This window comes from Alistipes sp. Marseille-P5061 (assembly GCF_900290115.1).
Lineage (GTDB): Bacteria > Bacteroidota > Bacteroidia > Bacteroidales > Rikenellaceae > Alistipes > Alistipes excrementigallinarum.
Genome location: NZ_LT985749.1, coordinates 702,404 through 726,063 on the forward strand (window position 1 = coordinate 702,404; position 23,660 = coordinate 726,063).

Consider the following 23,660-nt stretch of genomic DNA (forward strand, 5'->3'; position numbering starts at 1 on the left):
ATGAAAAATTCCAACTATGTGCAATATTTCAGCACATAATCTTGCTACCTTTGTACCAGAAAAAGACAAACATCATGGCATCCAATCTCTTCAAAAGGTACATCTGGCTGGCCGATACGATCCACCGGTACGGGCCGATCACGCTGGCCGAGATCCGCGCCCGCTGGCAGCGCAGCGCGCTCTATGACGGTCGTCCGCTGGCGCGGCGGACCTTCCACTCCCACCGCGACGCGGTCGAGGAACTGTTCGATATCTCGATCGTCTGCGACGAACGCACCAACCGTTACTCTGTTGCCAACAGCGAGGATCTCAACTCGCACAACATCACAAACTGGTTGCTCGATAGTTTTGCCGTCGGGCAGTCGCTGCGCGAGGCCCGCACGCTGCATAACCGCGTGCTGGTCGAGGAGGTTCCCTCGGCCCGGGGGCATCTTCCCGAACTGCTCGACGCCATGCGCGAGAACCGGCAGGTGGTCGTTACCTATCAGCCCTTCACGGGGGACGAGGCCTTCGACCTCCGTCTTCAGCCGCTTTTCGTCAAGCTCCGCGACCGGCGCTGGTACCTCTACGCCGACAAGCCCGACAATGCGAAGATCAAGCTCTATGCGCTGGACCGCATGGTGAAGATCCGCGTGACCGACGATCGCTTTACGCCGCCCGAGGAGCTGGATCCGGCCGGCTACCTGGCCGGGGCCTTCGGCGTGGCGGTCTATGACGATATCCGCCCCTGCACGATCCGGGTCCGGGTCGCGGGCGACGGCGTCAAGTATCTCCGCACGCTGCCCCTCCACGCTTCGCAGCAGGAGGTCGAGACGCATGACGACTATGCCATTTTCGAATTTCACGTGGCACCGACGCCGGAGTTTTACCAGGCCATGTTAAACTGCCACTGCAACTTTGAGGTGCTCTCGCCGGACAATGTACGGGAGGAGATGCGGCGCATCATTGACGGGCTCCATGTTTTGTACTGCCGTCCGACAAATGAGTAAAAAAGAAAATCGAACGAAGATGATGACAGAAAAAACAGACAAACAGACACATGAGCGCCAATGGGAACTTTTTGCGGAGGCAGTGCCGCTCATTTGGCAGCAACGTGAACGGATTCTTACCGATCTGCAGCTCTTCGGGGCCCGCACGCCGATGCGTATCCGCATGGCCTATGTTTCGATGAAGGATTCGGGACCCTATCCGCTAGGCGTGGTGGTCCGGGCGTGGACCGAGTACGCAGAAAACTACACGCGTCTATGTCCGAAATGCGGCGGGCAGATGCTGATCTACTCCTTCTCGGGGTCACCGTTGAGCGGCCGCAGCAGCCATTCGGCCACCTGCACCGCATGCGGCTATCAACAACGCCACGTCGACGAAGGCAGTTTCGGACGCCTTGCTTCACCGATCATGCGTATTGCCAGCGAGTATCGGGATCTGCCGAAGGGCGATGCGCTGTCGTTCGAGGAGGCGATCAATAAAATCCACGATTTCGACACAAAATAAAAAAGTATAATCAAAGATTTAAGCTAATAAGTAGTATTTTTGTAAAAAACCAATCTAAAAATTCAATACCATGGCTCACTCTATCAGTGAATTGTTCATGAACCGCTTCATGGACAAAAACGATCTCTATCCCGTTCTCGAATATGTAAAGGCAGACAACTCGCTGGATCTCGAAATGCGAGGCAATTATGTCTCGATCTATTATCGAGGTGGTTCAGTTTTGAGAATATTTGAAGATAAAGGACATTACGGCAGTATTGATCCCCGATATATGCCTGGGGCTCAAGTACCTCAATTCTCATTGGAAAACATTCATGCCTATCTTACCGAAGCAAAGCACATTGTGGATATCTACACCACCAATGTAAAAAATCATCTGGGAGAAAAGGATATCCAGCAAATGATTATCAAGGAGAACAATTATTCATGTAACTCCTTCGATACGGATTATTTTATCATCGACAGCGAATACCAATACGGAGACAAACGCTTCGACCTTGTCGCACTGGAATGGGAATCGACTCCGGCCGCTCATAAACTGGCGAAAACGGCTATTCCCCGCTTGTTTATCATAGAGGTCAAACAAGGATACAAATCCATCCGATCAACACAAAGCGTCAAAGACGACAAGACAACGGAATCACCCGGATTGAAAATCCACCAGGACGATTTCCGCGACTTCGTCTCCGATTGTGACCGGGTCCAGAACTTCCAGAATGACATGCTCAACCTGTTCCGACAAAAACGGATCTTGGGTTTGATTCCGGGCTTCAAACTGGGCGACAACGCCGACAAGTATAAGGATGTAACCCAGATCCAGCCCAAAGTAGAGTTTGCCTGCGTACTGGCGAATTATAAAACCCAAAGTACCCAACTTCGGCTTGAACTGCAGGAAATGGAGGATTGTCTCTTTTTTAACTCTTCCTTCATGGGATATGGATTATACAAAAGCGGCCTTATGAATAAGGCTGCATTAGAGAAAGAGCTATGCAGATAGTCATCCACCGCGGAACACACGAAATCGGCGGCAGTTGTGTTGAGATACGAACCCGGCAGACTAAAATCCTGCTCGATCTGGGTCTGCCGCTCGATTTCGACTCCCGGCCCCAGGAGCAGCAGGAGCAAATCCGCCGCGAGGCCCTCGAATGGGCGCAGGATGCCGATGCCATCTTCATCAGCCACTACCATGCCGACCACCACGGTCTGCTGCCCGATACGCACCGGGATGTGGCCATCTACGCTACGGCCGGGACGGCGGCCATGATGCACGTCACCGAGGTGATCCATGGACGTGGCGATGCCGACTATCTGTGCCATATCAGAATACTCTCCAAGGAGGCTGATGACCGGAAGTTCGAGCCGGTAACCGTGGGCGATATCCGCATCACACCCTACACGGTTGACCACGCCGCCTACGATGCGTGCGCCTTCTTGATCGAAGCCGAAGGCCGGCGAATCCTCTACAGCGGAGACATCCGCCGCCACGGGGTGAAAGGCTTTCTCTACCACAACCTGCCCCGGAAGGTCGACTGCTTGCTGCTCGAGGGGACCAATCTGGCCACCGAGAAAGCGTGTATGAACGAAGCGGAGATTTGCGAACGTTTCAAGGAGCAGTTCCGCACCGATGCCGACAAACTGCACTATGTCTGGTGCTCGGGACAGAATATTGACCGCATCGTCCAGATCTACAAGGCAGCGCTCGTCTGCTCGCGTAAGCTGATTGTGGATACCTACGTCGCGTATGTGCTGGAAGCGGTTCATCGTTTCAAGCCGTCGATCCCGTCGCCGCTCTCTCCGTTCGAAGGGCACGATGTCTTCCGGTATTTCTGCCAACACGCCCAGCTAAAGCGGTTTGAAAAGGCAGGAGATCCGGAGATTGTGCAGCGCCTGAAAGCGCTGCCTACGGTTGATACGACAGACATCGGGCACAACCCGGGCAAATATGTCTGGCTCATCCGCCCCTCAATGCTGCCTTACATGCAGAAATACAGCCATCGACCGTCTGTTGTGGTTACCTCGATCTGGGAGGGATACGAAAAAGACGAGTCCGAATTCATGGATTGGATCCGGGAGCGGGGTTTTGCCAATCCGCACATCCATACCAGCGGCCACGCCGATGCAAAATCGTTGCAATCGATTGTACGGCATGTCGATCCCGGGCTGTTGATCCCGATTCACACCACCGTGCCGGAACGCTTTGCCACGCTTTTCCCCGATCGGACGATTCGCTGTCCGCAGGACAATGAATCGATCGAGCTGTAGTCTCTTTTCTCCAGATTCAGCCTTGTTGTGCCGCCATTCCGCACAGCAGGGCTTTTACTTTGTCGAAAAGGCAGAGTATATGGGAATCAGATACTACTACAAAAATGGCAAGACGGGATTTCAGACCTCGGGCGGATGTCATCTTACGAAAGCGTGCTGGAATGAGGCCTGGCTGCTGGACGATACAGGCCGGGCATTGGTACGCGACGGCGAGGGGTACGCACTGTTGCGCATCCGCAGCGGGCGACTCATTCGTTTGGATTGTGACCGTGCGGCACCCTATGGCGACACCCTGCTGCGCATCCGCCGCAACGGGAAATACGGACTGGTGGATTTCGAGGGCCGCGCCATCATTCCTCCGCGATACGATGTGCTGACCAACCACTTTGCTCAATTCAATATCATCGGCCGCCGAGGCCGCTACGGATTGCTCAACCGACAGGGCGGATGGGCACAACCGCTTCGTTACGACGTGATTCTACCCGTCAACCAGCGGGGCAACGACCGTTTGGCCTGCATCCGCCAACATAAGGTGGTGTTTTTATGAGATTATCCATCTTTTCCAATCCATCCTTTTCCACCCGATAGCGCCCAGCCCGGGCTTGGCGGCGATGGATGCACGGCCGTCCCCATGGGACGCTCCGTATAGCCTTGCAGCCGGTGCCGGCAGGTCGGATCTTTGCGGACGGGTGGAAAGGGAAGGACTTCCGGCAAAAAGTTGCAACAATCCGCTCTCCCGTTACCTACTCGGGCCACGCGACTCCTTCTTCGGGGTGATGATGCGTCGCGGACGGTCCTGATGCTTTTGAGTTTGGGCAGGGCGCGGCTCGCGGGGATCGTCCCAACTCTCCCGGTAGGTTGTATCCGATGCCTTCTCCTTCCACAGGTAGGGACGTGCCGTCGTGCCTCCCCACCATTTCACCAGCGCCCGCACCACGTAGCCCGCTTCGATCCGGTCCCGGTCCATGCGCCGCATCGTATATTTCCCATACTCCACCCAGTCCCGCGGATCGTCCTGATAGACCCACGCCATCTGCAGCTGGTCGTCCATCACCACATAACCCTCCGACTGCGTTCCCCGCACGTAGATCGGCTCACCCTCGCGGAGCATCTCGATCTGCTCCTTGGTCAAGGGCTTGCCAGCAATCGACAGTTTAGGACACGGCTGTTCTGGTGGCTGTTGCTGCTTCTCCGTCTCCAACTTTTGCAGGATAGCCGAAACCTGCGGACGTTGTTCGTCCGTGTAGTTGCGGATCTGCTCGATCATCGCCTGCCGGAGGCGATTCTGTTCGACCCGTTGCGACAGTCGGCCGTAGCTGAACTTGCGGTCCACCTGCGAGGCCTTGAACGTATGCCCCTCCAAGGTGAAGGTCACACCCTGGATCTCCTTCGTCGGATCACCGCCTCGATGGACAAAGGTCGTGGCGACCTGTCGTTTGGCCAGTTCTTTGGCTAATGCCGTCCAGGAAGTGCAGTCGGGCAGCAGCTCCCGCAGGTGGTCGTAAATGCGATGGCGCAGTTGCTCCGGGCCATGCAGCCGCTCCGTGGCGACCTGCTCCTTGCCGTGCGAGAAGGTCAGCCCGTACTCCTGCTTGAGCTCCTTGCAGATACGCATATTGCGCAGACGTTCGTTGCGGTCCGGGACCAGCGTCGTGTCGTAGCGTACCCGGTTATAGAGGATATGCAGGTGAGGATGTTTCGTATCGGTGTGGCGCACGACAAGGTACTGCGTGCCGGTAATCTCCATGCGTTGCATATACTCACGTGCCAAGTCGAGCATCAACCGGTTCGACATCCGCGGGTCATCGTCGGGGTGGAACGATAGGGAAATATGACCGACGACCCGTTTGACATCGGGGCGGGCCCGGCGCTGGAACTCGAAGCTGCCGATCAGCGCCTGCCGGGAGGTGAGCTCCACGCCGTCGCTCGTCAGAATGTAAGCCTTTCCCGGCTCTTTGCCGAGCAGGTAGCGCACCGCGCCGCCAAAGGATTTGTCGGTTACGATTTTGCCGATCATCGTCTTAGAGTTTTTGTTTCAACCGTCCGATCACCTCGTCGTAGAAGCGGAGGATCCGCCTCAGCTCCTCTTCGTGGGAGGCAACCCCGAAGGCGTGCTGGAGGAAGGCCAGTTGGTTCAGGTTATTCCGTTCGCGCGTCAATTCGGAGACCAGGCGCAACTCCTCGGGACCGATCCGCCGCAGGATCCGTCCCGAGGTGACCGCCTGGCGGGCATACTCCGAGAGGGTCAGATTGCAGGCCGCTGCCTTACGTTGCACCCGGAGGTACTCCGCCTCGCTCACGCGGAAACGTACTGTGCGTGAACGCAAGATCGCCGCGCTCTTCCGCGGGCGACCTCCCTTGGGTTTCACTACCTCCATGGCTCGAGGACGTTGGCAGTGGAACAAACAAACTGGGGTTGTTTCGCGCAGCGTGTTTCGTCGGGCTGGAGCGACGTCCCGTGCCCCGAATCTGCGGCGAGCCGGGCGAGCGGCGGATGGTTCGGGATGCGACCCTCGGGAGCAGACCGGGCGGGGCAGCCCCGCAGGGCGAGGTGGTTCGGTGTGGCAGCCAAAAACCCGATGCGGGGTTTTTGTGCCACGAGAACACAACCTCGCTCCTTTCGGTTTTCGGACCCGGGATTCAGCAGCACATTCGACGTTTGAAGTCGAACGGTGCGGAATCCCGGGGTCGCAAAGGCGTCAGCGCGGAGGCGCTCCCGTACCGGCAAACAGCAGGAGGTTCATGTCGCGGCAAGAATGGGAAGCGTGCAGCTTTTAACCCGAACGGATCGGGGCTTATCGTCGTCCAACCGGGGACGGTGGGCAACCGATGGAAGGTGGTCGGATCTTCAGTGGGGAGCCGTGGAAGGGATGAATGGCGTTGTCATGGTCGGTGATTTTTGCGTCGTTTCGAGGATAACGACACCCGCCGCCGCTTTGTTTCACCATGGGGCGCGATTGCGCTTTCTTGCCGGTAGTTGCGAGATGGGCCAGTGGCAGGTATATGCACGAAAAAAGCCCTCGAATCATCTGATTCGAGAGCTCGTGTAGTCTGTTACTCGGCAGCCGCCCGAAGGTTGCGGTCAAGCACCGCCCGGATCCCCGATTCGGGATAGAGCAGCAGGCGGGTGCCAAGTACCGTGAAGGGAATCTGCCGCCGGTCCCGCAGCGTCTGCAGGGTGCGCGGCGAGAGGTGCAGGCGTGTGCAGACCTCCTCTCCGGTCAGATAGCGCTCCTCGCCGATCATCGGGCAACGCTCCTCGGAGGCCTTCCGCAGCATACGCTCCACGTTGTCCAGCCGTGCGAACAAGCGTTGTATCTCGTCGCTCGCTTCGTTGAGATAATCCAGCGGCATGGCTATTGCGTTTGAACGGTTTTGCGGGAGAGCCATGCGGCCAGGTCCCAACGTCGGTAGTAGAATTTACCGCCCAATCGCGAGCAGGGAATCGCGCCTCGGTCCCGGTAGCTTTGCAGCGTGCGTTTGGTGATGTTCAGTGCCCGGCACACCTCTTCGCTGTCCAATCACCCGTCGTCCTGCGGTGGCGTCAAACGGCGTTCCAAGCGCTGGGCAAGGGCGGAGAGGTGTTCCACCCGTTCGAGGAGCCGTTGCCAACTCCGCTCCCCGATACATACGATCTTTTCCATGGTCTTCTTTTTTTCTGTTTGGTTTGACTATGCTGCAACCCGTCTTTGAGGGTTGCTCTCTGTGTGGATGAGGCCGCCGAACATTCAGCGATCCCGGATCCGAAAGGCACGGCATTTCATCTTTTTTTCCGGTTTATGAATCTTTGTTCCTGCAAGCTTGCACTCGGATAACGTGCGCTGCCCCTCAAAAGTTTCGCTCGCAAAGTGATGTGGCAGTGGTTGGCGTCGGTTGGCGTCGCGAGGGTGGACAAACTGCGGTGAAAACGCCGGTTTATAGCCATTCTGATTTGCGCATATGGCAAACGTGCCTATGATAATACACGGACAGAGACGGGATACGGGCTGTCGAGCCGGAAGCTCAAAAGGGTAGTTTGGGACGAAAGTCATGCAAACCGCATCTCCGAATCACCGGGAGGGACTGGAGTCGCAGACCGGTTGCGGATTCCGACAGGCCTTATTCGCCCGCGCCGCGCCGATAATCTTCGAGGTAGGCCGAGCAGGTCCGTCCGGTCTGCTGCTTGAAGAAGCGCATCAGGTGGCTCGGATCCGAGAAGCCGTACGCATCGGCCAGCTGGCTGACGCTGCGCCTCTCGAAGAGTAGGTCGTTCTTCACAGCCTCCAGCAGCCGCTGTTTCAGCAGGTGTACGGCCGTGACGCCGAACTGATCCATGACAGCCCGGTTCAAGGTCACGCGGCTCACGCGCAGCATCGAAGCATACTCCTCGACGCGTTGCACCTCACGGATATGCTCCTCGAGCAGCGCCTTGAAGCGGAATGCACAGTTATTGCGCGGCAACGTCACGGGCAGTCCGTAGGCGGCGGCATAATCGCGGTTGAGCGTCACCAGCAGATAATAGAGCACCGCGACGATCAAATTGTAGCTGTCCGCCGTCGGGGCGCGCAGCTCCGCCTTGATCTTTTCGAGCAGCCGGTCGTATTCCGCCAGCTGTTCCGCTGCGGCATCGAACCACGGCGGCGTGTCGGTCTGGTAGCAGTAGAGCAGGCGGTAGACGAAGAGCTTGTCAGCGAGGAACGTGCGCATGAAATCCTCGCGGAAGATTAGGAACGTGTAGTCGAGCTCCGCCTCGTCTACGAGCCAGCGCTGTTGCTGGTGGGGCGAGAGGAGCAGCACCATGCCGTCGTGCAGCTCGATGCGGCGTCCGCCGAGCAACAGCACGCCTCGGGCCCTGTGCAGGAAGAAGAACTCGAAGAAGTCGGTCCGGAAGAGCGGATTCTCGGTCAGTACGCCGCGGATCTCTTCGCTGCGGCCCGTATTGATGTAGAAGTCGACGCCGCACTGCGTCTTGCTGAACGGCACGGTGACCAGCCGTCGGGGATTTGTCGTTGTCTTCATCGCTCGCATCCGGTTTGTCCGAAGACAAAGATACGACATCATTTATCAAAATGGCATACATTACCCCCTTTCGGGCATAGTTTTGCGCAAAAAATCTTCGGACCTTTGCCGACGGAGGATCCGATACGGATTCGTCTGTGAAAAAACATCCGTCCATGAGTGTCTGCATCAAATCGTTGATCCGCAATCTGAATCTGGTAGTCGGCTGCACCGTTGGCTGCACTTACTGCTATGCCCGCAACAACTGCCGACGCTTCCACATGACCGACGATTTTTCCGTCCCGGAGTACATGCCCCGCAAGCTCCGCATTCTCGAAAGCCGCGACCCGCGGGTCTTTCTAATGACCGGCATGAGCGACTTCTCGGACTGGCGGCCCGAGTGGACGACGGAAGTTTTCGATCGCATGGCCCGTAATCCGCAGCACGCCTACCTCTTTCTGACCAAACGACCCGAACGGCTCGACCTGCAGACCGACGACGACAACGTCTGGATGGGTGTCACCGTGACGTGCGAGGCGGAGAAGGGACGTATCGCCACACTGCGCCAACACGCTAGGGCCCGTCACTACCACGTGACCTTCGAACCGCTGTTCGGGCCGATCGAAGGGCTCGACCTGACGGGCGTGGAGTGGATCGTCGTCGGCACCGAGACCGGACGACGCCGCGGCAAGGTCGATGCCCGGCCCGAATGGGTGAGGGGCATCATCGCCCANACCTTCGAACCGCTGTTCGGGCCGATCGAAGGGCTCGACCTGACGGGCGTGGAGTGGATCGTCGTCGGCACCGAGACCGGACGACGCCGCGGCAAGGTCGATGCCCGGCCCGAATGGGTGAGGGGCATTGTCGCCCAGGCCCGGGTGCAGGGCGTGGCGGTCTTCATGAAGGAGGATCTGTTGCCGATCATGGGTGAGAGCGGCATGATACAAGAGTTACCCGAAGCATTCAAACAAAGAGTATGGAACAGGAACTGATTCGCGACATCGACGTGCAGAGCGTCATGACCCGTTCGTCGCTGCCTGTGGGCGGCTATTCGGTCAATCCCTATGTGGGGTGTCCTCACGCCTGCCAATATTGCTACGCCTCGTTCATGAAGCGCTTCACGGGCCACACCGAACCCTGGGGAACGTTTCTCGACGTCAAGCACTGGAAGCCCATCGCCGATCCGCACCGTTTCGACGGAGAGCGTATCGTCATCGGCTCGGTGACCGACGGCTACAATCCCTATGAGGAGTATTACGGACGAACCCGCCTGCTGCTCGAACAGCTGCGCGGCACGACGGCCGAGATCCTGATCTGCACGAAGTCGGATCTGGTGCTGCGCGATCTGGATCTGCTGCGCGAATTCCCGCGCGTGACGGTTTCGTGGTCGGTCAACACGCTGGACGAGGCCTTCCGCGCCGACATGGACCGTGCCGTGAGTATCGAGCGGCGTCTCGAAGCCATGCGGCAGGTCTACGAGGCGGGGATCCGCACCGTCTGCTTTGTCTCGCCGATCTTTCCGGGCATCACGGACCCGAAGGCGATCATCGAACGGGTCCGGGAGTTTGCCGATCTCGTATGGCTCGAAAATCTCAACCTGCGCGGGTCGTTCAAGGCAACGATCCTGGCCTACATCCGCGAGAAGCACCCCCAGTTGGTGTCTTTGTACGAGGAGATCTACAACCGCCGCCGGACGGATTACTGGCAGGCGCTCGAACTCGAGATGGCCGCCTATGCCGCAGCAAACGGAATGCCTTACCGGGTGAACAACCTGCCGTACGGACGCTCCGAGAAGGGCCGTCCCGTCGTGGTCAACTACTTCTACCATGAAAAGATCCGGCTCAATAACCGATCCTCGGAGCGGTAGGATGCCGTAAACGGAAAACCTCTTAAAACACGATAAACGATGAAACAGATTGAAAAAATCGCCGAAGCCGAAAATTTCAGTGCTATCGGGCTCGGCAAGTTGAGCGAACTGAACGAATTCGTACTGGAACTGAATCCGGCCGTCAAGATTCCGGGCAAGGTCTTCGGAGGTGCCGCCTTGCAGACAACGGGTGCGGAGTTCTCCTTCCAGTCGTTCGCTCCCGGTACGGAAACCGGATTCCTGCACACCCACAAAACACACGAGGAACTTTACTTCTTTCTCTCGGGCGAGGGTAAATTCCAGGTCGACGGCAAGATCTTCCCGATCGGGGAAGGTTCGGTCGTGCGGGTAGCTCCTGCCGGGCGGCGCTCCGTCCGCAATACGGGCCGCGAGGCACTTGTCATGCTCTGCGTACAGTACAAGGGCGGCACCTTTACGGCCGAGGACGCTGCCGACGGCGTGATTCTGAACGAACCGGTTAGTTGGTAAGGTTTCCATACCGTAAATGACAGGTGTGATACCGTTTGCGACGGCATCACGCCTGTTTTGCTTACCGGCTGTTACCCGAAATAACACAACCGGTTTACGCCGTCAAGACCTTGCCGATGCGGCGCATCTCCCGACTGATATTCGCCTCGGAGATCTTCGCATAGCGCCGCGTCATGTTCGTATTCGTATGGCCCAGAATCTTGGCGATGATGTCGATCGGCATCCCGTATTCAATCGCCAGCGTTGCAAACGTATGGCGCGCCAAGTGCGTGGTCAGATGCTTCTGAATCTGGCAGATATCCGCTATCTCCTTCAGGTAGGCATTCATCTTCGTATTCGACGGGACGGGCAGCAGCTTGCCCCGCGCCCGACAGTTGGCATCGTCGCGGTACTTCTCCAGCAGGGCCGCCGCCTGCGGAAGCACCGGAACACGGCTCATCACCGCAGTCTTCTCCCGCGGCTTATGGATCCACAGTTGTCCCTCCTCGTCCGTTGTGAAGTGTTCCCGCCGCAGGTGGTCGACATCCGTGAAGGCCAGTCCCGTCAGCGCGCAGAAGCAGAAGACATCCCGGATGCGGTCCAGCCGCTCGTTGGGCATCTGTCGCCTTAGCAGCAGGTCCAGTTCCGCCTTCGTCAGCGGGACCTTGACGTTCGTCTTGTCGATCTTCATCTTGTAGTAGCGGAAGGGATTCTTCTCGATCCATTCGTTGCGGACGGCATAGAGCAGGAAGTTCTTCAAACAGCAGAGCAAATTGACCGCCCCGTTGTTGTGGCAGTTGTAAACCGTCTGCATGTAGGTGTTCAATCCATCGACGTAGGCATAGTCGATCGTCTCCAGCGGAAGATCCTCTTTGCCATACACCTGCCGGACATATTCGGTCATGTAGCGCAGCAGGCGGTGGTACTTGTTGGCCGTGAGCTGCGTGATACGGGTGCCGACCTCCTGCTGGCGTTTCTCGCAGTATTTGCCAAACTCCGCCAGCACCATCCGGCTCGAAGAGGCGGAGCCCAGCAGTTGTTTGACGGCAAAGCAGGTCGGCGTCCTGTTCTCCTGGATCAGGCGGTCGTAGGCGGCAAGGATTGAGGCCCGGTAGCTGGCTACGATGCGGTTGATCTGCTGGTCGACCTCATCCTTGTAGAGAGAGCGTTCGAGGCGCTGATTCCAGCGTTCGGGCTCGATCTGGCACTGTGTGTAGATTTCGGTCGACTGACCGGTCGTAGTGATACGGGCATAGATCGGGGCCTTGCCCTTTTTCGTGACTTTGGTCTTCTTGCAGAAGAAGACGACGCTGAAGGTGGTTCGTGGCAACATGGCTGCTTGGTTTTTGGATAAATTAAACGTCTTCAGCACTGGAATGTTGTAGAGTAAAATAATACAAATCAGCGAAATAGAGCTAAATCGTGACCTATTTTCGGTCCGAGCAAAAAAGGTCACGATTAAGGCGTGAAATACTTGCTGCCTTTTGCGTCAACAAGAGTGGGAGAATATAAGAAAAAGCCTTGCATATCGCTGATATACAAGACTTTTTGCTTCCTATCGGGTTTCTTTTCTGGCCCCCTCCGGAGCGGAAAACGGGACTCGGACCCGCGACCTCAACCTTGGCAAGGTTGCGCTCTACCAACTGAGCTATTTCCGCATGGTTCCCGCCGCCGGGCGCCTCCCGAGAGGCCTGTTACCCGTGTTTTGGGATTGCAAATATAAGCGCTTTTTTCGATTCCGCAAAATTTTCCCGCAAAAAAGCACGTTTTTTTCATCCCAACAGCCGTACCTCCCCATAAAAAAAGGTCCGGAACCGAACCGTTCCGGACCTTTGCGGGGTTGACCCTTTCGATTGGTCGAATTAACGGACCTTGAAGCCCTCGTCCGCACGCATCGGAATCGGCAGCGAAGCGTAGTAGCCGCTTTCGAGCTTGTCGCGCACCGACTTGAAGGCCTCGAGCGTGAAGTTCACGTCGTCGAGCGTATGGGCTGCCGTGGGAATCACGCGCAGGATGATTTCGCCCTTCGGGATGACCGGGTAGACGACAATCGAGCAGAAGACGCCGTGGTTCTCGCGCAGGTCGACAATCAGGTTCGTCGCCTCGGGAATACCACCCTTCATGAAGACGGGGGTCACGGGCGAGTTCGTAACGCCGATGTTGAACCCGTTCTCGCGCAGACCGTTCTGCAGCGCGCGGACAATCACCCACAGCTTCTCCTGATACTCGGCGTGGTTGCGAATCAGCTCCAGACGCTTCAGCGCGCCGATGACCATCGGCATGGGGAGCGACTTGGCGTAGAGCTGCGAACGCATGTTGTAGCGCAGCAGGTTGATGAGCCAGCGGGGACCGCTCACGAAGGCGCCGATGCCGGCCATCGACTTGGCGAAGGTGTTGAAGAGCACGTCGACGCCGTCGACCACACCGAAGTGCGAAGCCGTACCGCGGCCGCCCTTGCCCATCGTACCGAAGCCGTGGGCGTCGTCGACCAGCAGACGGAACTGGAAGTCCTTCTTCATGGCGACAATCTCGTCGAGCTTGCCCAGGTCACCCTTCATGCCGAAGACGCCCTCGGTGATGACCAGCACGCCGCCGTTCTGCTCCTCGGCCAGCTCGGTGGCATGCTTGAGCTGCAGGCGGAGCGATTCCATGTCGTTGTGGCCGTAGACGAAGCGCTTGCCCTTGTGCAGGCGCAGGCCGTCGATGATGCAGGCGTGGGCCTCGGCATCGTAGACCACCACGTCACGCGGCGTGAGCAGGCAGTCGATAATCGAGAGCATGCCCTGGTAGCCGAAGTTGAGCAGAAAGGCATCCTCCTTGCCGACGAACTCGGCCAGCTCGCGCTCGAGCTGCTCGTGGTACTTCGTCTGGCCGCTCATCATGCGGGCGCCCATCGGAGCCGCCATGCCGAACTGGGCAGCGCCCTCGGCATCGGCCTTGCGCACCTCGGGGTGGTTGGCCAGACCGAGGTAGTTGTTCAGGCTCCAGTTGAGCATCTCCTTGCCGCGGAAACGCATGTGAGGACCGATTTCGCCCTCGAGTTTGGGGAATGCGAAATAACCGTGGGCATAGGCCATGTACTGGCCAATCGGGCCGCCGGCATTCTTCTCAAGACGGGAAAAAATATCAACCATTTCTATCCTAATTTTGATGTTCAGTTCGGTTCGGGGGGCGTACCTGAGTACGCAAAATCGCATTTGACGGCCAAAGTTAGCCATTTTTCGACCCTTGCGCGTACGCTTAAATACTTATTTTTCGGGAAAAGGGGCGCCCCGCGTCCGCTTACGACCGTCTGCTATGACCGTCTGCTCCGACGGTCGATGCTGTCGACGATGACCGCCACGGCGCCGTCGCCCGTGACGTTGGTCGCCGTACCGAAGCTGTCCATGGCGATGTAGGTGGCAATCATCAGCCCGACGAGTGTCTCGTCGAAGCCCAGCATCGACTCCAGCAGGCCGACGGCCGCCATGATGGCGCCGCCCGGAACGCCCGGGGCCGCCACCATCGTCACCGCCAGCAGCAGGATGAAGCCGACGAAGGTCGCCGTGGGGAGCTGCAGCCCGGCGAGCATCGAGACGGCCAGCGCACAGGCGACAATCTTCATCATCGACCCCGAGAGGTGGATGGTTGCGCAGAGGGGGATGACGAACGAGGCCAGCTCGGGGCGCACGCCGAGGCGGAGCGTCCGCTCGAGCGTCACGGGAATGGTTGCCGCCGAGGACTGCGTGCCGAGGGCCGTGACATAGGCCGGCAGCATCGTGCGGAGCATCACGAAGGGGTTGCGCCGGGCAACGGCCCCCGCCGTGAGGAACTGGAAGGCGAGCAGCAGGAGCGTCAGCACGAAAATCACGACGATGAGCTTGACGAAGACCTCCAGCACGGAGGCCACCTGTCCCGACTGCGTCATCATGAGGAAGATGCCGAAAATATAGAGGGGCAGCAGCGGGATGAGCACCCCGGAGATGGTCCGCTCGATGATGCTCCGGAACTCGCTCATCACCTCCTTCAGCCGCACGCTCTGCGCATAGGCCATCCCCAGTCCGAGGACGAAGGCGAGCAGCAGCGCCGACATCACCCCCATGACCGGCGGCATGGGGACGGTGAAGTAGGGGGCAAAGCTGACCGCCTCGGCCGCCGTGCCGGCCGCTGCGCCGCGCAGCATCAGGGGGAAGAGCAGCCGCCCGGCGGCGTAGGTGCCGAATCCCGAGATGAGCGTGAAGCCGTAGGCCAGTGCCGCCGTGAGGAGCAGCAGCAGCCCGGCGTTGCGTCCCAGGTCGGCGATGCCGGGGGCGACGAGCCCCAGAATGAGCAGCGGGATGATGAATTCGAGGAACTGCCCGAAGAGGGCGTTGAAGGTGGCCGCAACGCGCGTCAGCCACTCGGGGAAGAAGAGGCCGCAGAGGATGCCCGCGGTGATGGCCGCCAGTACGCGCGGCAGAAGACCGAATTTGAACTTCATGTCGGAGGGGAACTTTTCGTAAAGATAGGAAATAAATCCGCTCGACCCTCCGTCAGGCGCCTTTTCCGCCCGTTTCGGCGCCGTTTTCACCTTTTTTGTCCGTCGGGCGGGGCGCCCCGATGGAAAAACCGCCGGGAAAGGCTGCGCAAAAACGAGTCGCCGGGAAAGACCGAGCAAGGACGCATCGATGAAAAAGACCGGAGCTGGAAAGGGCCGCCGGAAAAGACCGCACCAGAAAGGGCCGGACGGGAAGACCGTACTGGAAAGGGCCTGCCGGAAAAGGCTGCGCGGAACGCACCGCCGGAAAAGAGAACGGGCTGGAGGCGCATGTGCGCTTCCGGCCCGTTGCGGAGAGAGGCAGCATCGGGGGGGGGCTACCGCGCGTCGGCTGGGAGCACCTCCTCGAGGCAGGCCACGGCGTTGAGCGTCCGCGGATAGCCGATGTAGGGCAGCAGCTGCATGACGGCGCCCAGCAGCACCCTGCGGTCGTTGCCCGCCGCGACGTTGCCCCGGATGTGGCCCTTGACCTGCGACTCGCAGCCGCCCAGCGAGACGAGCATCGCGAAGGTCAGCAGCTCGCGCTGCCGCGCATCGAGCCCCGTGCGGGTCTGGTAGTCGCCGAAGCAGTTGGCCGAGAGGGCGCGCTGCAGGGGGAGCAGGTCGGCGGGCGAAGTTTCATACATGCGGTCGATGGCCTCGCCGAAGAGCGACTTCTGGAGGGCGAGCCCCTTTTCGAGCCGCTCGTCACGGGTGACGGTCGCACGGCCCTTGAGCGGGAGCGCGACGCCCCGCCGGGCCAGCAGCCGGTTCTTGAGGCCGAGCAGCCCCTCAACCCGTGCGAAGCCGACGTAGGGGGTAGCGTGGTAGAGCACCTCCTCGACCATCTCGGGTGAAAGACCCGCATCGAGCGCCGCCCCGACCGTCTGCCGGTAGAGGGGTTCGCTCCCCAGCGCAATGGCCGACGCCATCGTCACGAGGATACGCTCCTCGGAGCTCAGCCCGCCGACGCGCCGCACCTCGTCGAAGGCGAAGTTGCCGACCGCGGCGGCCAGCTCGGGGTCCGTGAGGGCGAGCTGTGCCGTCTCGTCCGACTGCCAGGCGGCCAGGTTGCGGGCCGCCTCGTCGGTCAGCGGCAGCCTCTCCTGCGACTGCCGCACGGGTGAAGGCTGCGCACCGGCCACGGCGGCGGCATAGGACTCGTCGTCGACCGGTTCGAGCCACGTGTTGCGGTTGGTGGCGGGGTTGCACTCGACGGCCAGGTGCGAGAACCAGCTGTCGGGGGCGGCCCCGTGCCAGTGCTCGACGTCGGGGGCAATCTCCACCACGTCGCCCGGCAGCAGCTCGCGGGCCGCGCTGCCGCGCTCCTGGTAGTAGCCGCGGCCGGCGGTCACAATCAGAATCTGGCCTCCGGTATGGCTGTGCCAGTTATTGCGGCAGCCGGGCTCGAAGGTGACGTTGTAGAGCGGGACGTTGAGCGCCTTGTTGGCGGTCAGGGGCGCCAGGTAGGAGCGCCCGGTGAAATACTGTGCATTGACGGGCGGATTCTCCGCACCCTGCGGGAAAATCTGCCGGAAAGAGGTCTGTTTATCCATGGTTGTCGGTGTTGTGTTTTGCCGGGCATTTTGCTGGGCATGGAGTGCGGGCGCGAGCAGAAGCGTCGCCGCAGCCGCCAGCAGGGCGGTTCGCATACGGAGTCTTGCATTCATGGCTGTTCGTTTTTTTCGTGCGTTGGTCGGACGGTGGAGGAAAGCCCCGCCGTGAGGAGGCCGGCAGCGGACCGGCAGCGAATACCGGTCGGGCGATGCGGTGTGTGATGTGTGCAGAAGTTGCGCGTCGGCCTCCCGCACCGGCGGTGCTCCTTTCCGTCCGATGCAAAGGTAGCGCATCGCGCCGCAGCTCCGCCCAACCCTATTCCGGGAAAACCTACCCCGATTCCGGTTTCTGCCTGCGCCGCCCGCTCCGCGCGGGGCAGCGGGGGCCTTCCGCCCGGTCGGGGGGGCTCTTCCGCCCGCAGCTTCATCCGCCCGGGCGCGTCCGGTCGGGGGCTCTTCCGCCCGGCGCTTTGTCCGGCCGGGACAGCATCCGGCCCGTACCGGGGCATGGAATCCGCACCGACGGCGCGGGCATCTATCCCGATTCCGGATTGCGCTACCCCGATTCCGGTTTTGCGGCCGCCGGCGCTCCGTTCCCGCAAAAAAGAGCTATCTTTGTCCTGAAACCAATTCCACGGCATCCATGGCAGAGAGAGAAAGGGAGCAAATCCTCCACATCGAATCGGTCGGCGAGTACAACGCCCAGCTCGGCATCGAGACACTCCACCCGCTGGTGAGCGTCATTGACATGTCGGAGGTCTCACCCATCCGCCACCAGCGGCAGACCTTCGGCTTCTACGCCATCTTTCTCAAGGAGGTGAAGTGCGGCGACCTGCTCTACGGCCGCCACCACTACGACTATCAGGAGGGGACGCTCGTCTGTCTGGCACCGGGACAGGTCATCGGCGTGGAGGACAACGGCGAAAAGTTCCAGCCCAAGGGGTGGGCGCTGGTCTTCCACCCCGACCTCATCCGCGGCACGTCGCTGGCCCGCAACATGAAGGAGTACTCCTTCTTCTCGTACGAGGTGAACGAGGCGCTGCACCTTTCGGAACGCGAACGCGAGCTGGTCATCGACTCGCTGCGAAAAATCCGCAACGAGCTCGAGCACGCCATCGACCGCCACAGCCGGCGGCTGATAGCCATCAACATCGAGATGCTGCTGGACTACTGCCTGCGCTTCTACGAGCGGCAGTTCATCACGCGCCAGCATGTGAATCACGACGTGCTGAGCCGCTTCGAGCGGCTGCTCGACGACTACTTCACCGGCGACCGCGCCCGCCGCGAGGGGCTCCCCACGGTGAAGTACTTCGCCGGAGAGCTCTGCCTCTCGCCCAACTACTTCGGCGACCTGGTCAAGCGCGAGACGGGCAAGACGGCCCAGGAGTACATCCAGCTCAAGCTGGTCGAGGCGGCCAAGGAGCTGATGCTCGCCCCGGGGCGCAGCATCGGCGAGGTGGCCTATGCGCTGGGATTCCAATATCCGCAGCACTTCACGCGCCTCTTCAAGAAGGTTACCGGCCAGACCCCCAACGAGTACCGCTCGCAGCAGAGCTGAGAGGCGCGGCGCAACGGGCGGGCACCGCAGCACCCCCACGTCGCTTCACCGCAACGCAACGCGTTCCACGCGACGCTGCACCGCATCCGAGGCACAGCACCGCGGCGCAAACATTCGCCTTCCGCCCCGGGGCGTCCGGACACCGGCAGCGCCTGCTCCGTACAGCTCGTGCCGCCTCCTACGGCCGGACGACGCGCTACCGGCTCTTCGATTTCGACTTCGGCTTTCCCGCCGGACGGCTTTCGGCCGCCGGGCGGGATTTTTTACGCACCGACCATCCGAAACGGCCCAGGCTGCGCCCCAGGGCGAAGTATTCGCCGTGCGAGTAGGCAATCAGCCCGGCCCGCTCCAGGTCGAAGCGCCCCGTTGCGGGGTCGATGTAGGCGGGGTCGACCTGCACGCCGACCACCTCGGCCAGAAAGAGGTCGTGCGAACCGAGCGGCAGCCGCTGACGCACGCGGCACTCGATGTTGACGGGCGACTCGGCCACCAGGGGCGCCTCGACCCGGTCGGAGGGGAGCGGCGTGAGCCCCGCCTCGCGGAACTTGTCGCAGTCACGACCCGAGCGGACGCCGCACCAGTCGGTGGCGCGGGCCAGCGCCTGCGTGGTGAGGTTGATGACGAAGGCCCCCGTGCGGCGGATAATCTCGTAGGAGTGGCGCTCGGGGCGGAGCGAGATGGAGCACATCGGCGGATTGGTGCAGACGGTGCCCGTCCAGGCGACGGTCAGCAGGTTGTACTCCTCGGGGGTGGCGCCGCAGCTCACCAGCACGGCCGGCAGCGGGTAAATCAGCGTGCCGGGCTTCCAGCGCTCACGGGCCGCCGCTGCCGGAGCGGTCAAAGCCGGAGCCGGGGCGGTCAAAGCCGGAACCGGAGCGGTCGAAGGCTCAGAGGGTGACGGGGCAGCGGAGCGGTCCTCACCGTCGGAGGAGCGGCGGGCGGAGGCGGTCGAAGGGCGTCCGGCAGAGGAGGGCCGGCATGCGGGACGGGCCGGGGTTGCATTCCGGCGGGCGGAGGTTTTGCGTTTTTCCATCAGAGGCGGAGATTTCAGAGGTTGGTCAACGGCCGGTCTGTGCCTCCGGTCGGGCGTCGGATGCGGCAGCCGGAGCCGCGGCGCCGTCGTCGTCGGAGGAGGCAGCCGCAGAGGAGCCGCCGTCGAAGGCCCTCTCTTCCTCGGCGTCGGCAGCGGCGAAGAACTTGCTGAAGAAGAGCATCTGGTAGTCGATGGCGTTGGCCCAGTAGGAGAGCTCGTGCCCCCCCGGGCGGACGCAGAAGTCGTGGGGGATGCCCCGCCGGCGCAGCTCGCGGTGGAAGGCGCGGTTGACCTCGAAGATGAAGTCGTCGTAGCCGCAGTCGATGATGAGCGCCGGCGTGCGGGCCGGGTCGAGCTGCGCGATGAGGTTGATGGGGGTCATCCGCTCCCAGTTTTCGGGCGACTCGGACTGCCGTCCCAGCAGCCGGTCGAGCTCCCACCGTCCGGGGAAGGGGCGGATGTCGAGCCCGCCGCTCATGCTCCCCGCCGCACCGAAGAGGTCGGGGTGGAGCAGCCCCAGCCGCATGGCCCCGAAGCCCCCCATGCTCAGTCCGGCTACGGCCCGGTGGCGGGCGTCGCGCGCCACGGGAAGGTGGGCGTCGGCATAGGGTATCAGCTCCCCGACCAGAAAGCTCTCATAGCGGCTGGTCGTGTCGACGGGGCTGTCCATGTACCAGCTCTGCCCACCGTCGGGGCAGAGCAGGGCGATTCCCGTGCGGTCGACCAGCGCGGGGAGCCCGGTTTTGATTTTCAGCCACGAGAAGGCGTCACCGCCGTAGCCGTGCAGCAGCAGAAGCAGCGGCGCGGGGTGGTGCTCCGAAGCACCGTCGGGCAGCACGGCCACCACCGTCACCGGGCGGTTCAGTACCCGGCTGTCGAGCGAAAGGGTATCGATGCGGGCCGCCGCGGCGCGGGAGCCGCAGAGCAGGGCGAGCAAAAGTGCAAACAGAACTCTTCGTTTCATCATGTCAAGCTGTTTTTTCGATACGCAAAAATAGGAAAAAACGCTATCTTTGTTTCATGCTCCCCGATTTCATTCAATATCTGGCCGCCGAACGGCGCTACTCGCCGCTCACCGTGCGCAACTACAGCCACGACATCGAGCAGTTCTACGCCTGGCTCGGCACCGACGACGAACACTTCGACCCCCGCGGGGTGACCGCCGAACGGGCCCGCGAGTGGATTCTCCACCTCTCGGAGCAGGGGCGGCTCGGGGCGGCCTCCATCAACCGCGAGGTCTCGTCGCTGCGCTCCTACTTCAAGTGGATGCTGCGCCGCGGCATCGTCGAGCAGAATGTCTTCCAGCGCATCCACGCGCTCAAGACCTCGCGGCGGCTGCCGGCCTTCGTCCCCGAGAGCCGCATGACGGGCATCGTCGGCGAGTGCGAGTTCGACAGCGAGCGGTTCACCACCGAGCGCAACTCGCTCATCGTGCTGCTGCTCTACGCCTGCGGGCTGCGGCTGGCCGAGCTGGTGGGCATCGACCGCACGGACTTCTCGGAGGACTACACCTCGCTGCGCGTGCGCGGCAAGGGGGACAAGGAGCGCATCGTTCCGGTCATGGAGTTCCTCCGCGAGAAGATTTTGCACTACCTGGAGCTAATCGAGCGGCAAAATATTTGCAATTCTTCGGAAAAAGCGTTAATTTTAACTCAGAAAGGAAAACGCATCTCGCGCAGCGTCGTCTACCGGGTGGTCCGCGAAGAGCTGGCACGGGGCGGGGTTCAGGGCAAGCGAAGCCCCCACGTGCTGCGGCACACCTTCGCCACCCATCTGCTCAACGGCGGAGCGGACATGCGTGAAATCCAGGAGCTCCTCGGCCACGCCTCGCTGCAGGCCACTCAGGTCTACACCCACAACAGCATCGCACGGCTGCGGGAGGTCTACAACAAGGCCCATCCCCGCGAAAAGGGTGGGAAGTGATAACACCTCTTAAATCTTTGTGCTATGAACGTACAGATTCAATCCGTGAAGTTCGACGCAGACAAGAAGCTGCTCGAATTCGTTGAGAACAAAATGGCCAAGCTCGACCGTTTTGCCGACCGCTCGACAGGCGCAGAAGTAGTCATGAAACTCGATAAGGACCACGACAGGGGTAACAAGGTAGCCACCATCACGCTCCACATGCCGGGCGAGGACCTGGTGGCCGACCACCGCTCGAAGAGCTTCGAAGAGTCGGTCGACGAAGCCATCGACGCGCTGAAGCGCCAGCTGGAGAAGTTCAAGGGCAAGTTCGACAAATAGAACGGCGCACGACATACCCCCATGCAGCAACGGCGGCCTTCGGACCGCCGTTTTTTTGTGCCCGCCGGAAGGGGCGCACCGCGCAACCCACAGCCGGACGGAATGCACCGCGCAACCCGCAATGGGCGGCGTGCGGTGCGGAGAGCGACACGTTGGCCTTTCCGGCACCCTCCTTCCCGACCGACACCCTTTTTTATATCCTTTCCGGCGGCGCGTTTCACCCGCTTCGGCCCGGCCGGCTCTCTTCTATCCGACCCCTTGTCGCTCACCCGACCGTCCACCCGCCTCCTTCGGGCCGCAGCTTCGCTCCGCCGCCCGCCCCACTTTTGCCGCAGCACGGAGCGCTACACGGTCCCCCGCTGCCAACGGCCGCTGCGCAGGTAGAGCACCGAGAGCAGCAGCGTGACCAGATAGTAGAGGTGGTCGGTGGTCCAGCAGAGCGCCACGTCGGCGCGCAGCACGAGCGTGAGCCAGAGCGTATAGGCCATATAGAAGAGGATGGCCGCCAGGACGATGCCCAGCGTCACGCGCGTGTGGCCCGTTCCCGAGACGGCGAACTGCCCGATGAAGGCCGGCACGCAGAGCACGTAGGTCGAGAGCATCACCCAGAGCGAGGGGACGCCGTAGGCGACCAGCCGCGCATCGTCCGAATAGAAGCCCAGCACCCGTTCGGGGAAGAGGGCGATGAGGAGCGCCAGCGGCACGACGAACGAGAAGCAGAGGCGCGTCATGCGGCGGCAGAGCGGGCGCACCTCCTCCGCATGACCCGCGCCGATGAGGTTGCTCACCAGCGAGCTGGCCGTCGAGGCGAAGGCGTTGACGAAGAGGAAGACCACCGAGCCGATGCTGCGGACCATGTTCGTCACGGCCAGCTGGTCGGTCCCCAGCCGCTCGATGCAGACGAAGAAGAGGAACCAGCTGAGGAAGGCCATCCCCTCCTGGAGCATCACCCAGACCGAGATGCTCAGGATGTGGCCCAGCAGGCGGAGGTCCACACCGCCGAAGCGGAAGAGGCGGTAGCGGCGCCAGTCGAAGCGCAGCCGCGTGTAGAGGAGGAAGAAGAGGACCGAGACCGCCTCGGCGGCCACCGAAGCGATGGCGGCACCGGCGATGCCCAGCTCGGGGAGACCGCAGCGGCCGAAAATCAGCAGGTAGTTGAGCACGACGTTCGTCAGCACCATCACCACCGAGTTGGCCGTAAGAATCCGCGTGCGGGTCGTCCCCACGTAGAGGGCGCGGAACATCGCCGCGGCGAAGGAGAAGAAGAAGCCCCAGACGCGCCAGTCGAGGTAGTCGACGGCGGCGCGGCGTACCGCCTGCTGCTCGACGAGCAGCGAGAAGAGCCCCTCGGCGCAGAGGCGCGAGAGGGCGAAGAGCAGGGCGGCGAGCAGCAGCAGGAAGAGCGACCCCTGCATGAAGACGGGGCCGATTTCGTGCAGCCGCCCCTCGCCGTTGCGGCGGGCGATGAGCACCTGCGCCCCGACGCTGAAGCCGAAGCCCAGCATGAAGACCACCAGATAGAAGACACCGGCCAGCGCCGAGGCGGCCAGCTCGGTGCGCCCGTCGCCGTAGTGGCCCAGGTAGATGGTGTCGGTCAGCCCCACGAGCTGCTCCATGAGGAGGCTTACCAGCACCGGAAGGGTGATTTTCAGTATGTTGCGGTTCGTGTAGCGCTGCATGGGTACAGGGGTTTCGGGGTGGGGTGCGGA

24 protein-coding genes and 1 tRNA gene are annotated in these 23,660 nt (G+C 61.1%); 11 read left to right on the forward strand and 14 right to left on the reverse strand.

Translation table 11 applies throughout. The features are described 5' to 3' along the window. Positions 1 to 74 precede the first annotated feature (74 nt). The 5 genes from C8267_RS06680 to C8267_RS06700 all read left to right on the forward strand — a co-directional run bounded on the left by C8267_RS06680 (position 75) and on the right by C8267_RS06700 (position 4,300). Positions 75 to 989: a helix-turn-helix transcriptional regulator gene (locus C8267_RS06680; protein WP_158699747.1), complete on the forward strand. Its 915-nt coding sequence runs from the start codon at positions 75 to 77 to the stop codon at positions 987 to 989. Positions 990 to 1,008: 19 nt separating this feature from the next. Continuing rightward, positions 1,009 to 1,491, forward strand: a complete 483-nt coding sequence (locus C8267_RS06685) for a hypothetical protein (RefSeq protein WP_106634115.1) — start codon at positions 1,009 to 1,011, stop codon at positions 1,489 to 1,491. Between the two features lie 70 nt (positions 1,492 to 1,561). Continuing rightward, the gene (locus tag C8267_RS06690) at positions 1,562 to 2,488 is read left to right on the forward strand and encodes a hypothetical protein (protein ID WP_106634116.1); all 927 of its coding nucleotides are present in this window, start codon (positions 1,562 to 1,564) and stop codon (positions 2,486 to 2,488) included. Next, positions 2,479 to 3,753 carry an MBL fold metallo-hydrolase gene (locus C8267_RS06695; RefSeq protein WP_106634117.1) on the forward strand — a complete coding sequence of 425 codons (1,275 nt, stop codon included), beginning with the start codon at positions 2,479 to 2,481 and terminating at the stop codon, positions 3,751 to 3,753. The genes C8267_RS06690 and C8267_RS06695 overlap by 10 nt, the downstream gene beginning before the upstream one ends. A 79-nt stretch (positions 3,754 to 3,832) precedes the next feature. Next, entirely contained in the window at positions 3,833 to 4,300 is a 468-nt protein-coding gene (locus tag C8267_RS06700) for a WG repeat-containing protein (RefSeq protein WP_106634118.1), read from the forward strand. A 192-nt stretch (positions 4,301 to 4,492) separates the two neighbouring features. Here C8267_RS06700 and C8267_RS06705 read toward each other — a convergent pair whose 3' ends face one another. From C8267_RS06705 to C8267_RS06725, 6 genes are all read right to left on the reverse strand, one after another. Further along, complete coding sequence (locus tag C8267_RS06705; RefSeq protein WP_106634119.1) at positions 4,493 to 5,770, reverse strand: relaxase/mobilization nuclease domain-containing protein; 1,278 nt, start codon at positions 5,768 to 5,770, stop codon at positions 4,493 to 4,495. Positions 5,771 to 5,774: 4 nt separating this feature from the next. Then, positions 5,775 to 6,080: a plasmid mobilization protein gene (locus tag C8267_RS06710; protein WP_158699748.1), complete on the reverse strand. Its 306-nt coding sequence runs from the start codon at positions 6,078 to 6,080 to the stop codon at positions 5,775 to 5,777. Positions 6,081 to 6,807: 727 nt separating this feature from the next. Further along, positions 6,808 to 7,107 carry a helix-turn-helix domain-containing protein gene (locus C8267_RS06715; RefSeq protein WP_106634121.1) on the reverse strand — a complete coding sequence of 100 codons (300 nt, stop codon included), beginning with the start codon at positions 7,105 to 7,107 and terminating at the stop codon, positions 6,808 to 6,810. Between the two features lie 2 nt (positions 7,108 to 7,109). Then, positions 7,110 to 7,274 (reverse strand): helix-turn-helix domain-containing protein, encoded by a 165-nt coding sequence (locus tag C8267_RS06720; RefSeq protein WP_106634122.1) that lies wholly within the window; start codon positions 7,272 to 7,274, stop codon positions 7,110 to 7,112. Beyond that, positions 7,275 to 7,397 carry a hypothetical protein gene (locus C8267_RS11100; protein ID WP_262481252.1) on the reverse strand — a complete coding sequence of 41 codons (123 nt, stop codon included), beginning with the start codon at positions 7,395 to 7,397 and terminating at the stop codon, positions 7,275 to 7,277. A gap of 454 nt (positions 7,398 to 7,851) precedes the next feature. Next, on the reverse strand, positions 7,852 to 8,751 hold the full coding sequence (locus C8267_RS06725; protein ID WP_106634123.1) for a helix-turn-helix domain-containing protein: 900 nt from the start codon (positions 8,749 to 8,751) through the stop codon (positions 7,852 to 7,854). A 155-nt stretch (positions 8,752 to 8,906) separates the two neighbouring features. On the opposite strand from C8267_RS06725, the gene C8267_RS06730 reads away from it, so the two are divergent. Genes C8267_RS06730 through C8267_RS06740 form a run of 3 tightly spaced genes read left to right on the forward strand, consistent with a single transcriptional unit; the run spans position 8,907 to position 11,086 of the window. Next, entirely contained in the window at positions 8,907 to 9,722 is an 816-nt protein-coding gene (locus C8267_RS06730; protein ID WP_234025712.1) for a DUF5131 family protein, read from the forward strand. Continuing rightward, positions 9,707 to 10,597: a radical SAM mobile pair protein B gene (locus C8267_RS06735; RefSeq protein ID WP_106634124.1), complete on the forward strand. Its 891-nt coding sequence runs from the start codon at positions 9,707 to 9,709 to the stop codon at positions 10,595 to 10,597. The genes C8267_RS06730 and C8267_RS06735 overlap by 16 nt, the downstream gene beginning before the upstream one ends. A 39-nt stretch (positions 10,598 to 10,636) precedes the next feature. Continuing rightward, positions 10,637 to 11,086 (forward strand): cupin domain-containing protein, encoded by a 450-nt coding sequence (locus C8267_RS06740; protein ID WP_106634125.1) that lies wholly within the window; start codon positions 10,637 to 10,639, stop codon positions 11,084 to 11,086. Between the two features lie 94 nt (positions 11,087 to 11,180). On the opposite strand, the gene C8267_RS06745 is transcribed toward C8267_RS06740, so the two are convergent. The 5 genes from C8267_RS06745 to C8267_RS06765 form a co-directional block, all read right to left on the reverse strand. Continuing rightward, on the reverse strand, positions 11,181 to 12,398 hold the full coding sequence (locus C8267_RS06745; protein WP_106634126.1) for a site-specific integrase: 1,218 nt from the start codon (positions 12,396 to 12,398) through the stop codon (positions 11,181 to 11,183). Positions 12,399 to 12,650: 252 nt separating this feature from the next. Next, a tRNA-Gly gene (locus tag C8267_RS06750) sits at positions 12,651 to 12,723 on the reverse strand. A 204-nt stretch (positions 12,724 to 12,927) separates the two neighbouring features. Then, the gene (locus C8267_RS06755; RefSeq protein WP_106634127.1) at positions 12,928 to 14,199 is read right to left on the reverse strand and encodes an aminotransferase class I/II-fold pyridoxal phosphate-dependent enzyme; all 1,272 of its coding nucleotides are present in this window, start codon (positions 14,197 to 14,199) and stop codon (positions 12,928 to 12,930) included. Between the two features lie 161 nt (positions 14,200 to 14,360). Continuing rightward, complete coding sequence (locus C8267_RS06760; RefSeq protein WP_106634128.1) at positions 14,361 to 15,524, reverse strand: dicarboxylate/amino acid:cation symporter; 1,164 nt, start codon at positions 15,522 to 15,524, stop codon at positions 14,361 to 14,363. A gap of 374 nt (positions 15,525 to 15,898) precedes the next feature. Further along, complete coding sequence (locus C8267_RS06765; RefSeq protein ID WP_234025713.1) at positions 15,899 to 17,116, reverse strand: cupin domain-containing carboxymuconolactone decarboxylase family protein; 1,218 nt, start codon at positions 17,114 to 17,116, stop codon at positions 15,899 to 15,901. Between the two features lie 643 nt (positions 17,117 to 17,759). On the opposite strand from C8267_RS06765, the gene C8267_RS06770 reads away from it, so the two are divergent. Next, positions 17,760 to 18,674, forward strand: a complete 915-nt coding sequence (locus C8267_RS06770; RefSeq protein WP_087362016.1) for a helix-turn-helix domain-containing protein — start codon at positions 17,760 to 17,762, stop codon at positions 18,672 to 18,674. Between the two features lie 196 nt (positions 18,675 to 18,870). Here the strand turns inward: C8267_RS06770 and C8267_RS06775 are convergent, their stop codons facing one another. Together C8267_RS06775 and C8267_RS06780 are read right to left on the reverse strand one after the other, a co-directional pair. Continuing rightward, entirely contained in the window at positions 18,871 to 19,515 is a 645-nt protein-coding gene (locus tag C8267_RS06775) for a flavin reductase family protein (protein WP_234025714.1), read from the reverse strand. Between the two features lie 217 nt (positions 19,516 to 19,732). Beyond that, positions 19,733 to 20,671 carry an alpha/beta hydrolase gene (locus tag C8267_RS06780; protein WP_106634183.1) on the reverse strand — a complete coding sequence of 313 codons (939 nt, stop codon included), beginning with the start codon at positions 20,669 to 20,671 and terminating at the stop codon, positions 19,733 to 19,735. Positions 20,672 to 20,727: 56 nt separating this feature from the next. Here C8267_RS06780 and C8267_RS06785 point away from each other — a divergent pair, with 56 nt between their 5' ends. Then, a complete protein-coding gene (locus C8267_RS06785) occupies positions 20,728 to 21,630 on the forward strand; it encodes a tyrosine-type recombinase/integrase (RefSeq protein WP_087362018.1) in 903 nt (300 codons plus the stop codon). Between the two features lie 24 nt (positions 21,631 to 21,654). Further along, positions 21,655 to 21,951 carry a ribosome hibernation-promoting factor, HPF/YfiA family gene (gene hpf, locus C8267_RS06790; RefSeq protein ID WP_087362019.1) on the forward strand — a complete coding sequence of 99 codons (297 nt, stop codon included), beginning with the start codon at positions 21,655 to 21,657 and terminating at the stop codon, positions 21,949 to 21,951. Between the two features lie 344 nt (positions 21,952 to 22,295). On the opposite strand, the gene C8267_RS06795 is transcribed toward hpf, so the two are convergent. Further along, complete coding sequence (locus C8267_RS06795; RefSeq protein ID WP_106634130.1) at positions 22,296 to 23,630, reverse strand: MATE family efflux transporter; 1,335 nt, start codon at positions 23,628 to 23,630, stop codon at positions 22,296 to 22,298. Positions 23,631 to 23,660 lie beyond the last annotated feature (30 nt).

What these genes read in the sequence shown, in the direction of transcription:
- C8267_RS06680 (WP_158699747.1), top strand. Translation starts at nt 75, where the DNA reads ATGGCATCCAATCTCTTCAAAAGGTACATCTGGCTGGCCGATACGATC.
- C8267_RS06685 (WP_106634115.1), top strand. Translation starts at nt 1,009, where the DNA reads ATGATGACAGAAAAAACAGACAAACAGACACATGAGCGCCAATGGGAA.
- C8267_RS06690 (WP_106634116.1), top strand. Translation starts at nt 1,562, where the DNA reads ATGGCTCACTCTATCAGTGAATTGTTCATGAACCGCTTCATGGACAAA.
- C8267_RS06695 (WP_106634117.1), top strand. Translation starts at nt 2,479, where the DNA reads ATGCAGATAGTCATCCACCGCGGAACACACGAAATCGGCGGCAGTTGT.
- C8267_RS06700 (WP_106634118.1), top strand. Translation starts at nt 3,833, where the DNA reads ATGGGAATCAGATACTACTACAAAAATGGCAAGACGGGATTTCAGACC.
- C8267_RS06705 (WP_106634119.1), bottom strand. Translation starts at nt 5,770, where the DNA reads ATGATCGGCAAAATCGTAACCGACAAATCCTTTGGCGGCGCGGTGCGC.
- C8267_RS06715 (WP_106634121.1), bottom strand. Translation starts at nt 7,107, where the DNA reads ATGCCGCTGGATTATCTCAACGAAGCGAGCGACGAGATACAACGCTTG.
- C8267_RS11100 (WP_262481252.1), bottom strand. Translation starts at nt 7,397, where the DNA reads ATGGAAAAGATCGTATGTATCGGGGAGCGGAGTTGGCAACGGCTCCTC.
- C8267_RS06725 (WP_106634123.1), bottom strand. Translation starts at nt 8,751, where the DNA reads ATGAAGACAACGACAAATCCCCGACGGCTGGTCACCGTGCCGTTCAGC.
- C8267_RS06735 (WP_106634124.1), top strand. Translation starts at nt 9,707, where the DNA reads ATGGAACAGGAACTGATTCGCGACATCGACGTGCAGAGCGTCATGACC.
- C8267_RS06740 (WP_106634125.1), top strand. Translation starts at nt 10,637, where the DNA reads ATGAAACAGATTGAAAAAATCGCCGAAGCCGAAAATTTCAGTGCTATC.
- C8267_RS06745 (WP_106634126.1), bottom strand. Translation starts at nt 12,398, where the DNA reads ATGTTGCCACGAACCACCTTCAGCGTCGTCTTCTTCTGCAAGAAGACC.
- C8267_RS06755 (WP_106634127.1), bottom strand. Translation starts at nt 14,199, where the DNA reads ATGGTTGATATTTTTTCCCGTCTTGAGAAGAATGCCGGCGGCCCGATT.
- C8267_RS06760 (WP_106634128.1), bottom strand. Translation starts at nt 15,524, where the DNA reads ATGAAGTTCAAATTCGGTCTTCTGCCGCGCGTACTGGCGGCCATCACC.
- C8267_RS06765 (WP_234025713.1), bottom strand. Translation starts at nt 17,116, where the DNA reads ATGGATAAACAGACCTCTTTCCGGCAGATTTTCCCGCAGGGTGCGGAG.
- C8267_RS06770 (WP_087362016.1), top strand. Translation starts at nt 17,760, where the DNA reads ATGGCAGAGAGAGAAAGGGAGCAAATCCTCCACATCGAATCGGTCGGC.
- C8267_RS06780 (WP_106634183.1), bottom strand. Translation starts at nt 20,671, where the DNA reads ATGAAACGAAGAGTTCTGTTTGCACTTTTGCTCGCCCTGCTCTGCGGC.
- C8267_RS06785 (WP_087362018.1), top strand. Translation starts at nt 20,728, where the DNA reads ATGCTCCCCGATTTCATTCAATATCTGGCCGCCGAACGGCGCTACTCG.
- hpf (WP_087362019.1), top strand. Translation starts at nt 21,655, where the DNA reads ATGAACGTACAGATTCAATCCGTGAAGTTCGACGCAGACAAGAAGCTG.
- C8267_RS06795 (WP_106634130.1), bottom strand. Translation starts at nt 23,630, where the DNA reads ATGCAGCGCTACACGAACCGCAACATACTGAAAATCACCCTTCCGGTG.